Origin of the sequence: Psychrobacter sp. ASPA161_6 (assembly GCF_051970285.1) — a bacterium.
In the GTDB taxonomy this organism is placed as follows: Bacteria; Pseudomonadota; Gammaproteobacteria; order Pseudomonadales; family Moraxellaceae; genus Psychrobacter; species Psychrobacter glaciei.
Genome location: NZ_JBEFNJ010000001.1, coordinates 671,631 through 685,961, shown reverse-complemented (window position 1 = coordinate 685,961; position 14,331 = coordinate 671,631). Strand labels below are relative to the sequence as shown.

Below are 14,331 nucleotides of genomic sequence, written 5' to 3'. Positions count from 1 at the left end.
AGTCAGTATATAAATGATGGTTAGCTCAACCAATGAAAACGGTACGCCAGCCAAGCAACGATAGCGCTCACTGAGCCAGTTAAAATTCCGCCCCACGCAAAATCTACTAACGCGGTATCTAAGGTAAACCCTTTATACAAAGCTAAGTTGGTAAAGTCATAAGTTCCATATGCCATCAGTCCTATCAGACCACCCAGTAAGAAAATATGACCAATAGACGCTCCTGCCTTGATTTGCGGATACAGAACCAATATACAGAGTGCCAATATATAAAACATATAAAACACGCCAGCGGCCATCATATTGGGCTCATCAGCCAATAGGTGACCGATACGTGACTCATAAAAAGCCCCTTTCATGGTCGTAAGCCAAACCGCATCAACGCCCAAAAATATGACAACAGCAGCCAGATAGATAAATACGTAAGCCATAATAATATCCTTTTATAAGGGTTGCTCAGCATTAGACGCTTTTGCACCAACACGCAACCTCAGGTCAAACAATGCGTTAAGCGGATACCTTGTCTGCCGCTGGCAAATCAGAAAAATGCAGCGTATCGATGTTATTTGGTTTGACCGCTGTTACTTGCACCACGCCGATGGTGCGCTCCAAAAACCCGCCTTCACAGTAGCAGAAATAAAACTCCCACAAGCGGATAAAGGCTTCATCGTAACCAAGTGCTTTGATTTCGTCGCGCTGCGCCATAAACGCTGTGCGCCAATCTCGCAACGTATAAGCATAATCAAAACCATAATCATGCAATTGTTTGATAACCATATCAGTCTGCTCAGTAAACTGGGTATTGAGCTCTTGGTTGGACAATAGACAACCACCTGGGAAAATATGGGTCTGGATAAAGTCGACCGAATCGATATAGTCTTGATAGTTCTGATCATTAAAGGTAATCGCTTGCAGAACCATCAGCCCTGTTGGCTTAAGCAAGCTATTACACTTGGCAAAAAACGTCGGCAAGAATTCATGCCCGACCGCTTCAATCATCTCAATACTAACCAGCTTGTCATACTGCCCAGTCAGCTCACGATAATCCTGCTTGAGAAGGGTAATCTTATCAGATAGTCCAGCAGCTTCGACACGCTGCTGTGCCTCGTTATACTGCGCATCAGAAATGGTCGTTGTCGTTATATGACAGCCGTAATGCTTGGCGGCATAAATAGCGAAACCGCCCCAGCCAGTACCGATTTCAATGACATGGTCGTCAGCGCTCAATTGTAAGCGTTGACAGATAAGTGCCAGCTTATGCTGCTGGGCATCACTCAGTGTCGTATCAGGCGACTGATATACTGCCGACGAATACATCATAGTATCGTCTAAAAACCGCTCATACATATCATTGCCCAAATCATAATGCGCTAAGATATTAGATTTTGAGCCAGATTTATCATTACTACGCAGTCGGTGCTTGGCTTTTTCAAAAGTTTTGCTGACCGCAGCGAAGCGGTTTTCTAACTGGTTAAGCACGGCTAAGTTGCGCGCTGCCAACCGAATCAGACCAGTCAGATCGTCCGTATCCCACTCACCATTGATATAACTGTCCGCTAGGGCAATCGAGCCACCAAATAGCAGCTGACGATAGACGGCACTATCATGAATCATCAAAGTCACATTTAAAGGATGGCGACCCACTGCTGAGCTGCTCATCCCTTCAGCGGCTTTGCTACCAAAGCTTTGCTCTTTAGGCGCGTGCTCATCGAATGCTTCGATCAACGTAATACTGCCGAACTGCACGTGCTTTAACGCGCGAAAGATTAACTTTCTTGCCAAATTATTAATACGGTCATTGACTGGTCGCAATACAGCACTGTCATTAACGGTTTTATTGATACGTGCGGTAAATCTTCCTAATGTCGAAGCTGGATTTCTGTTGGTCGGTCGTGCTGACATCGTCTACTTATCCTTATCTAAAGGCCTTATGTTTGGACATTAGGCTCTTGAAGTCGCGTGGCTTAATTCTGAAACTTGATTTCAATTCTGTACTGAGTTTTACATTGATACTGAATATTAACTTTGCGTTGGTTAAACACTGTCTTTTTTATTAGCCGCTTGCTGCTGTTTGCTATCGGCTAGCTTTTCATCATAATTAATATAAGGCACTTTTTTAATCGCATATAGCTTAAAAGCATGCCAATAAATACGCGTTAACGACGTCATATTCATCAGCGGGTTTTTGCGCAAGCTATCACGCACCGTTGCCTCGGTCATTGGTACACCAGACATTTTTATTCCAGTCTTTAGCACCTCTCCCCGCTCGTCGCTAATATCGATGGCAATGCGCACTTGTAAGCAGTTATCTGGCTGTTGTTTAACCTTAACTTGCCAGCGATAGAGCTGGTCGATAGGATTAAATGGTGAGACATGAAAGTCTTTGTCATGGCAGAATTCGGTATCTGTCCCATCTAATAAAAACCCATAATAGTGACGTTTATTCCATGGTGTATTAGAGACTTCAGCCAGTAAATGCGTTGGCTGCTGCTGCTCATTAAAGCCCAGATAAAAATTGACAGGGCTAAAATATATACCTACATTGCGGCAAACGACCAAACCCAGCATGTCACCACTTGGCGCGCTACCAGCATGGGTCATAAAAGCCTGATGCAGTCTTTGCTCAAGGTCTTGGTAGCTAGTTAAATTAGGTACTCTATTGTTAGATTTTTCGCTGGTTTTAGCGTTTACATCGAGCGATTTTTTGGTATCATTCGGATTATTATTTTCACTTAGGCTATTTAACTCTTGCGACCTTGAGCTTTGTGATATGCCTTGTAAATAATCATCAGGATAAAACTGCTGTAATGCCTTTTTTCCTGTGGAAAATAATGGCAGTCCTTTTAAGCGCTGACGTTTACCAAAGCCTGCTGTATCGACTTCAGGGAGCGCCTGCCCTGCTGCTAACGCGCTAATATTGACACCCCAATAGCGATAAGGATACACAAACTTATGCACATTTGGCAGTAGCCGACTGTGCCACGTAGTCCCATGAAATAACTGGTGCGGCAAGCTGTCAGAGGTACAAGGTAACTCATGCTCTGGCATTGCGTGAGACGGATGCGCTGGGGTCGTCATAAGACTCTCTTCTATTTCACTCATTACTATACTGCTTGGTACTATATTGCTTAGTACTATGCTGTTCGGCTTTACGTCGACCAAATAAGCCACGTTTTTTCTTTTGCATCGAGTCATTAGTGGCAGACTGTAAACGGTGAACGTAATCAACCAATTCCTGATTGGTCGTTGCCGTCACTACCTGACGCTTCGTCAGTTTACGTGACTGTTTATCCGCTTTTACTGGCAAGTCTTTATAACGAAACGGCGTGTGTGCGCTATCACTATCCGGCAAGTGACTTGGATCGACTTCATCTTTTATATTAATCGTATGGCCGAGCGCTTGGCAAACTCTTAGACCACTGCGCACGCCATCTTCATGAAAACCATTGAACCAATACGCGCCGCAAAAATGCGTATGGAGACCACTGCCAGAGATGTCTGACCAGTTACCTTGAGCATCAATCATCGCTAGATCAAACACGGGGTGGCTGTAATCAATACATTTAACAACCTGCCTATCGTCAATATTTTCATTAGCTGCGGTTGGATTCAGTGTGACCAAATAATTATGCTTTTTGGTCAGACGTTGCAGAATATTCATATGATAAGTGAGTACAGGTTTTGAGGCGGCCTCTACGCGCTCAGTCTTTGTAGAATCAGTCTTATCATCTATCAGATAATTCCAGCTTGCCCACGCTAGAGGTTTTTTGGGCAACACTTGGGTATCGGTATGCAGGACAGCCGTATTTTTGGTAAAGCGGAAATGACTCAACACGTCAGCTTCATCGGTACTGGCATCTTTTAGAATCTTGAGCGCGGTATCTGCATGGCAAGCAAAGATAACGTCATCAAACACAAAATTATCGATACTGTTATTAGCATTATCTTTGTTCTGAACTGTCAATAATACTTTATCACCATCACGAGCCACAGACTGTACCGGAGTATTGACTTTTACCTTGCCGCCTGCTTTAACGAAGCGGGGAATCAATTTGTTAACATACTGCTTAGAGCCACCTTTGATCGTAAACCATTGCGGGCGGTTAACCACATCGAGCAGGCCGTGATTGTCAAAAAACTGGGCAAAAAACACCAATGGGAAATCTTGTACTTCGTCCAGACTGGTTGACCAAATAGCAGACACCATCGGCAGTAGATAGTTATCGGTAAACAGCTGACCATAGCGTTCTTGCGCTAAATAATCGCCCAATGTTTGCGCAGTAAAGCCGCTGACATCTTGCCCCTGTGCGCGCGCCGTATCATAATCTTGGCGCAGCTGCTTGATATGCTTATTAAACTGTAGGATATCTTTGATAAATTGCCAAAACTTAGGATTGAGGACATTTTTGCGCTGTGATAATAATGTATTGAGTGTATGACCATTATATTCAAAGTTGCGAGCGGTATTTTTTACTGAAAAGCTCATATCCGTTGCTTGAAACGGCACTTGTAACTCATGAAGCAAGCGAAAAAAGTTGGGATAAGTACGCTCGTTAAAGACAATAAAGCCGGTATCTATCGCGCTGTTTTCTACTTTACTGTTTTTTGCTTTTTTGCCATCTTGTAGCGCCACATCGATGGTATTTACATGCCCACCAATATAATCATTGGCTTCAAATATCGTCACCTCATGCTCTGCTATCAGATAATGAGCACAAGTCAGTCCTGACACCCCCGATCCGATAATAGCGATACGCTTTTTCACGGGTGCATTAGCTAAACCTTTAAAGGCGTTGGGCTGTTTTTTATTGGTTAACCCTGTATTCGTACTAGCACGCTTACGACGATTGAACAGCATAAAAGCATTCCTTTCTATATTATTTTTGCTATCTTTGGATAAGCGATATTTTATAAATCTCAAAGTCTTATTTTTTACTTAACTTACTACCCACTTGTTGCCAAACCAAATCTGGCAATGTACCCAGCACTTTTAATGGCAAGGTAAGTTTTTTGGGGAATTCGATCACGTCATGCCCGCTGGCAATACCATCGCGTATCGCTTGGCTTGCCTGCTTTGGTGTCTGTATAAATGGCATAGGAAAATCATTTTGTTTGGTCATCGGCGTTTCGACAAAGCCCGGAACCACTAAGCTCACCGATACATCCTGCGGTGCGAGACTAATTTGCAAGGTTTTCATTAAATAATGGATAGCAGCCTTTGAGCTACCATAGGCTTCGGCACGAGCAAAAGGCACATAAGCAGAGGCTGAGCCAATACCGACCAAGCGACCTTTTGAGGCAATCAGCTTTGGCAATACGCCTTCGATGGCGTGCGATAACGTGCCCATATTGACTGACATGACTTTCATAAACACACTACTGTCAAAGTTTGGCATGTCTAAATATTCACACATGCCAGCACCGCAAATCGCCACATCAATCTGGCTAATCTTGTCAAAGGCTGCAATGACTTTTTCTCGATCCATAAGATCCAAATCTATCGTCTCTGCCCCTAGTGCTTTCAGCTCAGCCAGCGCTTCATCATCACGTCCAACGGCATGGACATGATGACCGTCTAACAGATAATCTTTGACCAGTTGCTTACCAATGCCTGAGGTCGCGCCAGTGATAAGTATGTGTTGTTTTTCGGGAGCGTTTGTCATCGTTAATATCCTTTTTAACCAGTTTTATCATATAGAAATCTTAACCGCCATAATGCATTAATCGCTCATTTTTTATGTTTATTGATAGTGAGTATTAGTAGCATTTACATTAACCAATCATGGCGCTTATTTACTAAATCTAAATAATTATAGTATAAGGCTGCATCTCTATTGTTGTGACTTCGCAATCAATGACGCACAAGTCATGGTATCAATGTGACATATACTTGATCAAATAAAGGTTAAAACTCTCTGCAAAAGCGTCATTTTCTGTTACCGCCTCTATGAGACAGCGTAATAGCAGCATGCTACAATGCCAAAACTGGCAACCTTTATACTGAGCGCTAACGACTTATTATTCAGTAATAGCCATGTATTATTCGGCGATGCCTGATATGCATAATAAAATGACGCTAAAAACGCTTAAACCATCTTATAACGTGTCCTGATAACGCTTAAAACGTTATATAATTACCAGCAGATTTTCACCAACCCACTCCCATACAAAAAGGAGCTCTCATGAGCGAATTGCAATTGTCTGACCGTGTCAACAACATCAAACCATCCCCTACCTTAGCAATCACCAATAAAGCCAAAGAGCTAAAAGCCTCAGGCAAAGACATTATTGGTCTAGGTGCTGGCGAACCTGATTTTGATACGCCAGAACATGTCAAAAAAGCAGCAATCGATGCCATCAATGACGGCTTCACCAAGTACACTGCCGTCGATGGCACCCCAGAGCTAAAAAAAGCCATCATTGAAAAATTTAAGCGTGATAACGACATCAGCTATGAACCAAACGAAATCTTGGTATCGGTCGGTGGTAAGCAGTCCTTCTTTAACCTTGCCCAAGCTTTTATCAATCCTGGTGATGAAGTGATCATTCCAGCACCGTACTGGGTCAGCTATCCTGACATGGTCATCATCGCAGAAGGCGTGCCAGTTATTGTTAAATGTCCAGCTGAGCAGGACTTCAAAATTACCCCAGAGCAATTAGAAGCTGCCATCACTGACAAAACCAAAATGCTGGTATTGAACAGTCCTTCTAACCCAACGGGTATGATTTATACGTTAGATGAGCTAAAAGCCATTGCTGAAGTGCTTAAAAAGCACCCACAAGTCTATGTGGCCTCTGACGACATGTACGAGCATATTCGCTGGACGGGTGATAAGTTCTACAATATCTTGAATGCCGCGCCTGAGCTTAAAGACCGCGCGATTATCCTAAATGGCGTGTCAAAAGCATATGCGATGACGGGCTGGCGTATCGGTTATGCTGGTGGCCCTGCTAAATTGATCGGTGCAATGAAAAAAGTACAATCACAATCAACCTCATGCCCAACCTCTATCAGTCAAGTCGCCGCCGAAGCTGCTATCAGTGGTGATCAAAGCGTACTAGAGCCTATGGTCGCGGCATTTGAAAAGCGTTGTGATTTGGTCGTTAATGGTCTAAACGCGATCAAAGGTATTACTTGCCTACGTCCTGATGGCGCATTTTATGTCTATCCTGACATCAAACCACTCATCAAAGCCGCTGGCCTATCGTCATGTACTGAGTTTTCAGAATGGCTTTTAGAAAAAGTTGGCGTTGCGGTCGTTCCTGGCGATGCCTTCGGTCTGGGTGGTTATATGCGCATCTCTTACGCCACTGATGAAGCGACGCTAAAAGACGCCTTATCGCGTATCGAAAAAGCGGTTGCTAATTTAGACGTTGCTGAATAACGATTATAGTTAAATCTACTATAAACAGTAATAAGCATTAGAAATATGTAAAGAAAAAAGACGCCCGCATAAACGATATGTGGGCGTCTTTTTTATTGTGGCTTTAACCACTATCGGTAATGAAAAACGTCTTAAAAACCGTCATCATCCTATTAAAAACCATTAATGTTGTTAATTATGCAAAAAAAGCTTGACGTATTTTTTATCTTTGCTAGAATACGCCCCACTTAGCAAGAACTCGTTAGAGACTTTCTAAGCTCGTTGTAAGCCATTAAACACTTACAGCTTATTCTCCAATAGCTCAGTTGGTAGAGCAACGGACTGTTAATCCGTGTGTCCCTGGTTCGAGCCCAGGTTGGAGAGCCATATTTTAGTAGTAAATTTTTTGAGTCATCTTTGATTCGATTATGGCATTTGCCAAGACCCTCATCACTTTGATGGGGGTTTTTTTATGGGTGTTATTTATTGCTTTATGTTTTAGATGGTATAGTCATTAAAAGGTAATATCGATACATCACGCACTGCTTATATCAATTTTTCTTGCTTGCTGTGCCTGCGCAGACAGAGGCTACAAAAAATTGATATAAGCAATACCGTCGCGTTTTTAGGATATTTTAACTATAGTCAAATACATATAAATCCGCTACATCGTCATCCTCGTTAAGCATACTAATGTATAACTTGCACTCGGTTTCCTTGTATCGAAATTATTTGAATTCAACTATATCCTAAAAATATTTTACTACTGACTCATGAAAACGACCGTCAGTGCTAAACTAACGGCCGTATTTTACATTATTATCGGTAAATACAAGCAGTTACGGCAAGAAAATTGAAATATGCGCTTGTTCTTTATTTTCTTGGATGACGTTATCATAAGCTGAGAGTTGATGATCCGTGAAGCTATTGGTCAGATACCACATGGTTGTAAATATCGCGGTCAATAGCACTGCCATTACGGCAACGATGATCCATAGCGGTGTTTCACTGGTCAGTGTGTGCTTAATCTGATCAGGAATCGCCCAAAATGGCGAAAACTCATTTTTATTACCACGCAAATGCTCAATCTCATCACCCAAACGCGAGATAAGATAGCGAATCTTTTCTGGTGCCTCTAAACGATACTTTCCTTGAAAGCCAAGTAGCATCGCATAGTGATAGACTTCTAACGCTGGCAGACGCCTCTCCCCTTGTTCACGCAGACCATCTAAACGCTCAAAGAACTCATTGCCAGCGATTTGCGAACCAAACAAATCTAACTGTAAAGGGTTTAGCTCCCAAGCGTCCTTTAACGTTTGAAACTCTGGCTCTTGCGACGTCATGATTGTTTCATCAATCAGCGCACAATAAGCGTACTTGGCTTCGTGAATATCTTCTGACAAAAAGCCTTTTTTACGAGCGTTCATTTCGAACTTATCTAAAAACTCGTAAATTTTTTGACGGAACTTACGTGGTTCGGTACTAAAATAATGATTACGCAATAAAAAAACCAAGTAAAAGCCGTCATACATGATATCAACCAGCGACTGGCTACTGATGCGTCTATCAAGGCCATTCGCTGATACTTTTGATGCCACCTCGCCTGAATCTAGCAATGAAGGCGCAGAACCCGTTGAATTATTTGCTGACATGATCGTTCCTAATACTTATTATTTGAAATACAACTGAATAAAAGGGTTTGGTTAAAGATTATCCGTAAGCGAAAATTGAGTGAGATATTTTAGATATGAACATCAATTTCTCATAAACCCTTATTCATAAAATTTCTCAGAAAAACTACTGCACAATGGCCATCAGCTCTATTTTTAAGTCATCAAAGCCGTTCGGTACATAAATACAGATAGACTCAGACTTAATCATCTCATCATACAGCTCACCGACTGGTTCAATAGTGAAGTAGCTAAAGCCTGGTCTTACCGGTATCGCACTAGGTACTTGGGTGACATGCGAGACTGGCGACCCCGGTAGTGCTGATAGTACCCGCTTCTCTACCGCGTCTGGCGTTGCCACTTTAAAGCGTCTTGGCACGATATCAATGAGTTCATGCATCGGTAGCGATGAGCTAACAGACAGATACAGCTGTGAGCTGCGAGTAATCTTGTCACTGCTCAGCTCCCCTGTGTAGTAAGACGATTTATTTTGACGCAAAGGAATAGAGATAAAGTTGCTAGCAATCACCGTATTGAGCAGCTCACGAATGATCAGAATGATATTAATAAAAGACTCATTGGCATTGTTATGCTGATAGGAGGGCAAATCACCTACTTTATATAATGAGCTAAAGGTCGCCAATTGACTGGCAACATTCAATAACGCCTCATAAAGCCGTTCTGGATGTAGTTTGGCATTATTGTATAAATGGCTGAGCTGAGAGTATGCGGTATTCAGCGTATGTAAAAGCCAAAAAGACGCAATATCTGATGAGCGAAACTCCAACAAATCATTGTTAGATTGACGATGATGGTCATAGAGAGAGGTGGACTTGGTATTAATCATCGTCATCAAGCGATAGACTTGGTTGACCAATGCAGGATTACTGGTGATATGGACGCTAGGTACAATATAATCCTCCTCCACTTGGTAGACACCTTGGGTGGTACGCAGCAACTTAGCAACTAGTAAAGAGACAGTATCTTGACTGGGCGCTTGAGCAGAATGGCTCAGCTGCAAGCTTGGCGACAGTTGAATAACATCGATCATCGCTTCGGCAGCTTGACTGTACAGGTCTTGTGCCTCGACCGTATTTCTCACATAGCGTGCTGGGTTATCGCTTTGTTCTGTCTGTATATTGCTACCGCCACTATGAACAATCTCAAGGCTCAAAAACACAAATATCTCATCGTCGTTACTGTGAGTATCAAGCGTGATTGGCTTTGGCAGCGCATCGGTACGTGGCGCTTGATAGATAGTGCCGTCTGGTAGCACACCGTAGATGCTTTGGAAGCTTAATAAATTGCTCTCTAGCAACTGCTTATCAATTTGTACGTCTGCTATGCCATAAGCATAAGGGTGCATCAGTGTCATACTTAGTGCACGTTGCGAGTTATGATAGCTGTCTTGAATCTGAAAATGCTGGGGTCTTAAAAACAGCCCCTCTCCCCATAATACTCTATGTTTACTCAAGGCTATCTCCTACAGGCAGCTAACCAGCGGTTGCTGATAATATTTAAGTTTGGTGGTAAAGTCAGGCACTAACTCTGGATTGACGCCTTCTTTGATATTGATATCACAAGCACCAACATTTAAAACCAGTGCTTGGTCAAAATCGATACTATCAAGTGGTATCAATACCTGCGAGCGTTTTTGCGTATGTCTCAGTCCAACTTTGATGGCAATAAACTGTGCATCCTGTGGAATACTTAGCTTAAGACTCGTGGCACGATTGGGAATGACGCTAACTTCTTTAGCAGCCCGCTCCTCTACCTCGGCGAATTGATTCTCTTCTTCTAAAAATCCAATATAAGCCGTACTCGCAGTGCCTTGTTTGGCACGTCCAGCATTGGCATTAGCCGCAGGAAGAATTTGCAGAGTAATACTTTGACGTTTTAGCTGTTCTTGTAATGCTTTTTGTTCGTCATTCATTGACTCAAGCCTTTGTTGCTGCTGCTCTAGTTGCGCTTTTAGATTTTGCAAATCTTCATTCATTGCCGTGCTTTTATGGCTAATAACGTCTTTCATGCTATCGATGACGGAGGCTTCGTTAGTGGTGCCTGACTTGCCAGCCAGTACAGACGCAGTACTATCAGACTTACTAGTCCCACTGAGGCTACATCCTGATAGCGTGGTCGTTAATACACAACCAAGAGCCACTGCCGCTATAGATAATTTCATACATTTGTCCATATTATTTCTGTATTTTTCTTTGTTATTGTCGTTATTGACTGGTCAAAATCTCTGCCATTTGCGGGCGACCAAGCACGCCTTTTTTGCGCAGCTCAACATGGCCCAAATCCATCATACGCCAGTCACCACCCCACACTAGTCCAGCCGATTTTGCTACTTTACCATATAACTTGTAGCCCTGCATCGCCCATGGATCCTTTTCAGTAATCACAATTTTACCATTTCTAATAAAGGCGCTATCGCCTGCTAGACCAAACTGATGATAGCTCTTATAAGATCCTGCCTTGGTGACATTTGGGCCTTTTTTGAGTAAGCGTGCTTGCCTTCCCGGACTACGATAGCCCTCTAACAGCACCATGTCATAACCATACTGATCACTCATCACCTTATAGACAGTCAACAGCCGTTGGACAAACTCAGAGTTCATCTTATTCCAATTACGGTCAGCATTTCTGATGTTAATGTGCCCATTGCTGATATGCGATGCCAAAATATCACCCGAGTAGCCCGTACTATGGTCTTGGGTATTTAAATCAGACAGGTCAGGTTCAGGGAGCATTAAAGGCCTTTGTACTGGTGACGCGTCTGTCGCCACCTCTGGCCAATAGCCCTCGTCGGTTTGCGTGGCTTGATAGCTAGCAATCTCTGCTTCTAGCTCAGCGAAAAGCTCGGCGGGCGGCTCAGGTGGCGGTCGCAAACGCTCCCCGACCAGTAGTTGACTGATTTGCGAATTGGCGGTATTCAATGAGTCATCTTGAGCATGATAAACCTCAAGAGAGTTATGCGTAATCAGAAAATAACACCCTGCTGTCGTCGTGAGAATGGCTAAGACAGATAAAACAGGAACGATAGGAATGCTGTGATACGAGATACGTGGCACAACTGGCAGCTTGAGCGTGGGGCGTCGAAATTTAATCGCTGAGATGCCTTGCCAAGCAGTGCTCACCTTATTAAACAGTCGCTCATACAGCTGACGATCAAAAAGCATGATAATCACTGTAATGGAGACAAGCGTAAAAAGGATAACGACCAAATAAATCATAAGGAAAACAATGGCACAGTGAGGCATAAAGAAAAACAGCGGGCAAAGTATTGGAAAATACTAATGTTCAGCCATCAGCATGTCGTAGCTGGCTATTATATAGACAGATGAGATGTTTTTTTACAAAAAACCCAACTTAATTGTATTTTTTATTAACTGGCTATATTGACTAGCGCTATAGCATGGCGATGAGCAAAAATCGATAATAAAAACCATTCTAAGCTATTTAACCAAGCAAAGTAATGATACATGGTAGCGAGAAATCTTCAAATACCATAAACTACCTCTAATAAAATTATGTAGATAAGGGGTATGGCAAGTGGGCGTAAAAAAGCTAATAACTTACGGGCGCTATGCTCTTGCACTTTTTTTAGTCATTTATCTGTTATTGGTTTGGATGTACTTTAAAGATAATACGCTGCAACTTACCTCTGCAAGACTTCTCTTATGGTTTGTGATTATTCCAATAACTTTGTTTGGCTTTATCATGTTTATCAGATGGCGACAAAAAAAATCAGAAGCAGAAAAGCTAGCGCCAGCTCAGAAAATAAGCAAAAAAGTGAAGATTCCACCTATCGATTCCTATCAATTGTTTATAGATAGTAGTATCTGTCTACCCGAAGGGACTAGTTGGTCTGAGGTCATAGACAATGATGACGATCTCACGGTATTGAGTGAGGCACTATCAGACTTTGACGGCTTACCAATATTAACCAAGCCGATTGAGGGTGTCATCACCGAACAAGCAGCGCTCTACGCTTACGATGATGAGCTAGATAACGAGGCATATCCTGAAGACGCGGCTGAAAGCCTAAATGAGCTAACAGTGCGTCTATGGGCATTGATTAATAATCAACTTACCGCAAGTGATGATGCACTAAGTGTACTGGCTCAGCATTTCGAGCGCATTATGCAACAAAATAACCATGAGCCAGATTCCGCTCTCAGTATCCACCCAGAATGGCAGCAACACTATATCGCAAGCGCACAGGAAGACCCTTCTGCAGATACCAACCTCCCCGTTACCTCATTGTCTACGCTGTCTGTTTATTTGTCTATTCCTGAGCTGGCTGACGCTAATTATCTGGTTGAAAGGCTAAAACAGCAATTGGCAACCTATGGCATTCCCGAGCAGCTACTCACTATTCAAACCATCATCGCTGATGAAGACCCAAATCTTCCTAATAAAAATGCTCGTCATACCAATTCTTCTCATAATAGCCATGACGGTGCTGATAGCGAGTCCTATCAGCCGCTGCAATTCATTCATGAGCAGCTTATTACCCTGACCAAAGCTGCGACCCCCGAGATTTGTCTTTTTATCACCGTCGACTCGCAGATTAATGAGCAATGGCTTGAAGCAAATTTATATGCAGACAACGCCTCCAATCTCTTGCCTACCGAAGCCGGTATATTGCTGATTTTTTATAACAAAGCCGCCAAAGACCTTCTCGATCTAGATCACAAGATCCGTTTTTCCATGACTGAAATTGGCGAGGCGCTACCCAATGACGCCAGTAGTATGGCCGCTGAGGTGCCGAAGCAGGCTTATAGCAATACTCGCCAGCATTATTTAGCAAATTTAAAAACGATAAAACAGCTGTTACTAGATAATTCATTTGCTCTATTAGATCGCCATGACGATAAAACCAAGGCAGAAGAAAAAAAGTCAGCACAGGCCATTGACAATAAAACAACAATGACAGATGCGTTAAGCGAAAATAGCATCACCCTCTTGTCAGACATTAATCCAGCAACACAACCTTACGACTTATCCCTACTTATGACATTTATCGATGAATTTATAGCGCAAGGGGCGCTAGTAAATGACCACCATTTAGGGCATTATATGCCTCTGAACTCATGGTTACAGCCTTTTTTAAGTCTCGCACTGTTGGTCAGCGCCACCAAAGACCAGCCACAGGAGTCTGACATTAAACTCCTTATTACCCAACATAAGCGCTGCTGCGTAGTATGGCTTGCGGAATCCAACCAAACGCTTTAGCCACTTTTAGTTCAGTTAATATTGCTCGTTTTATCGCTTATATCAGTCATTGTTTA

At 42.8% G+C, this 14,331-nt stretch carries 11 protein-coding genes and 1 tRNA gene; 3 read left to right on the top strand and 9 right to left on the bottom strand.

What is annotated here, in order from left to right; genetic code table 11:
- Positions 1-20: 20 nt before the first annotated feature.
- The 5 genes from ACTQ9T_RS02820 to ACTQ9T_RS02800 all read right to left on the bottom strand — a co-directional run bounded on the left by ACTQ9T_RS02820 (position 21) and on the right by ACTQ9T_RS02800 (position 5,663).
- The gene (locus ACTQ9T_RS02820; protein ID WP_440464004.1) at positions 21-431 is read right to left on the bottom strand and encodes a DUF2177 family protein; all 411 of its coding nucleotides are present in this window, start codon (positions 429-431) and stop codon (positions 21-23) included.
- Between the two features lie 76 nt (positions 432-507).
- Positions 508-1,902, bottom strand: coding sequence for a class I SAM-dependent methyltransferase (locus ACTQ9T_RS02815; protein WP_440464003.1), 1,395 nt, complete (start codon positions 1,900-1,902; stop codon positions 508-510).
- Between the two features lie 132 nt (positions 1,903-2,034).
- Positions 2,035-3,078 (bottom strand): DUF1365 domain-containing protein, encoded by a 1,044-nt coding sequence (locus ACTQ9T_RS02810; protein ID WP_440464002.1) that lies wholly within the window; start codon positions 3,076-3,078, stop codon positions 2,035-2,037.
- A 16-nt stretch (positions 3,079-3,094) separates the two neighbouring features.
- Positions 3,095-4,858, bottom strand: a complete 1,764-nt coding sequence (locus tag ACTQ9T_RS02805; RefSeq protein ID WP_440464001.1) for an NAD(P)/FAD-dependent oxidoreductase — start codon at positions 4,856-4,858, stop codon at positions 3,095-3,097.
- Positions 4,859-4,925: 67 nt separating this feature from the next.
- Complete coding sequence (locus ACTQ9T_RS02800) at positions 4,926-5,663, bottom strand: SDR family NAD(P)-dependent oxidoreductase (RefSeq protein WP_210541598.1); 738 nt, start codon at positions 5,661-5,663, stop codon at positions 4,926-4,928.
- A gap of 519 nt (positions 5,664-6,182) precedes the next feature.
- Between ACTQ9T_RS02800 and ACTQ9T_RS02795 the strand changes: the two genes are divergently transcribed.
- A complete protein-coding gene (locus ACTQ9T_RS02795; protein ID WP_440464000.1) occupies positions 6,183-7,385 on the top strand; it encodes a pyridoxal phosphate-dependent aminotransferase in 1,203 nt (400 codons plus the stop codon).
- Positions 7,386-7,675: 290 nt separating this feature from the next.
- A tRNA-Asn gene (locus tag ACTQ9T_RS02790) sits at positions 7,676-7,751 on the top strand.
- A gap of 452 nt (positions 7,752-8,203) precedes the next feature.
- On the opposite strand, the gene icmH is transcribed toward ACTQ9T_RS02790, so the two are convergent.
- From icmH to ACTQ9T_RS02770, 4 genes are all read right to left on the bottom strand, one after another.
- Entirely contained in the window at positions 8,204-9,016 is an 813-nt protein-coding gene (icmH, locus tag ACTQ9T_RS02785) for a type IVB secretion system protein IcmH/DotU (protein WP_025652084.1), read from the bottom strand.
- 145 nt (positions 9,017-9,161) lie between these two features.
- The gene (gene tssK / locus ACTQ9T_RS02780) at positions 9,162-10,508 is read right to left on the bottom strand and encodes a type VI secretion system baseplate subunit TssK (RefSeq protein WP_440463999.1); all 1,347 of its coding nucleotides are present in this window, start codon (positions 10,506-10,508) and stop codon (positions 9,162-9,164) included.
- A 9-nt stretch (positions 10,509-10,517) separates the two neighbouring features.
- Positions 10,518-11,216, bottom strand: a complete 699-nt coding sequence (locus tag ACTQ9T_RS02775) for a hypothetical protein (RefSeq protein ID WP_440463998.1) — start codon at positions 11,214-11,216, stop codon at positions 10,518-10,520.
- 43 nt (positions 11,217-11,259) lie between these two features.
- Positions 11,260-12,216: a M15 family metallopeptidase gene (locus tag ACTQ9T_RS02770; protein WP_440463997.1), complete on the bottom strand. Its 957-nt coding sequence runs from the start codon at positions 12,214-12,216 to the stop codon at positions 11,260-11,262.
- A gap of 541 nt (positions 12,217-12,757) precedes the next feature.
- Here ACTQ9T_RS02770 and ACTQ9T_RS02765 point away from each other — a divergent pair.
- The gene (locus tag ACTQ9T_RS02765) at positions 12,758-14,275 is read left to right on the top strand and encodes a hypothetical protein (RefSeq protein ID WP_440463996.1); all 1,518 of its coding nucleotides are present in this window, start codon (positions 12,758-12,760) and stop codon (positions 14,273-14,275) included.
- Positions 14,276-14,331 lie beyond the last annotated feature (56 nt).

Bases quoted from the DNA above. Each gene is read 5' to 3' on its own strand.
- ACTQ9T_RS02800 (WP_210541598.1), bottom strand. From the start codon at position 5,663: ATGACAAACGCTCCCGAAAAACAACACATACTTATCACTGGCGCGACC.
- icmH (WP_025652084.1), bottom strand. From the start codon at position 9,016: ATGTCAGCAAATAATTCAACGGGTTCTGCGCCTTCATTGCTAGATTCA.
- ACTQ9T_RS02770 (WP_440463997.1), bottom strand. From the start codon at position 12,216: ATGCTTTTTGATCGTCAGCTGTATGAGCGACTGTTTAATAAGGTGAGC.
- ACTQ9T_RS02815 (WP_440464003.1), bottom strand. From the start codon at position 1,902: ATGTCAGCACGACCGACCAACAGAAATCCAGCTTCGACATTAGGAAGA.
- ACTQ9T_RS02765 (WP_440463996.1), top strand. From the start codon at position 12,758: ATGTTTATCAGATGGCGACAAAAAAAATCAGAAGCAGAAAAGCTAGCG.
- ACTQ9T_RS02775 (WP_440463998.1), bottom strand. From the start codon at position 11,216: ATGAAATTATCTATAGCGGCAGTGGCTCTTGGTTGTGTATTAACGACC.
- ACTQ9T_RS02795 (WP_440464000.1), top strand. From the start codon at position 6,183: ATGAGCGAATTGCAATTGTCTGACCGTGTCAACAACATCAAACCATCC.
- ACTQ9T_RS02805 (WP_440464001.1), bottom strand. From the start codon at position 4,858: ATGCTGTTCAATCGTCGTAAGCGTGCTAGTACGAATACAGGGTTAACC.
- ACTQ9T_RS02810 (WP_440464002.1), bottom strand. From the start codon at position 3,078: ATGACGACCCCAGCGCATCCGTCTCACGCAATGCCAGAGCATGAGTTA.
- ACTQ9T_RS02820 (WP_440464004.1), bottom strand. From the start codon at position 431: ATGGCTTACGTATTTATCTATCTGGCTGCTGTTGTCATATTTTTGGGC.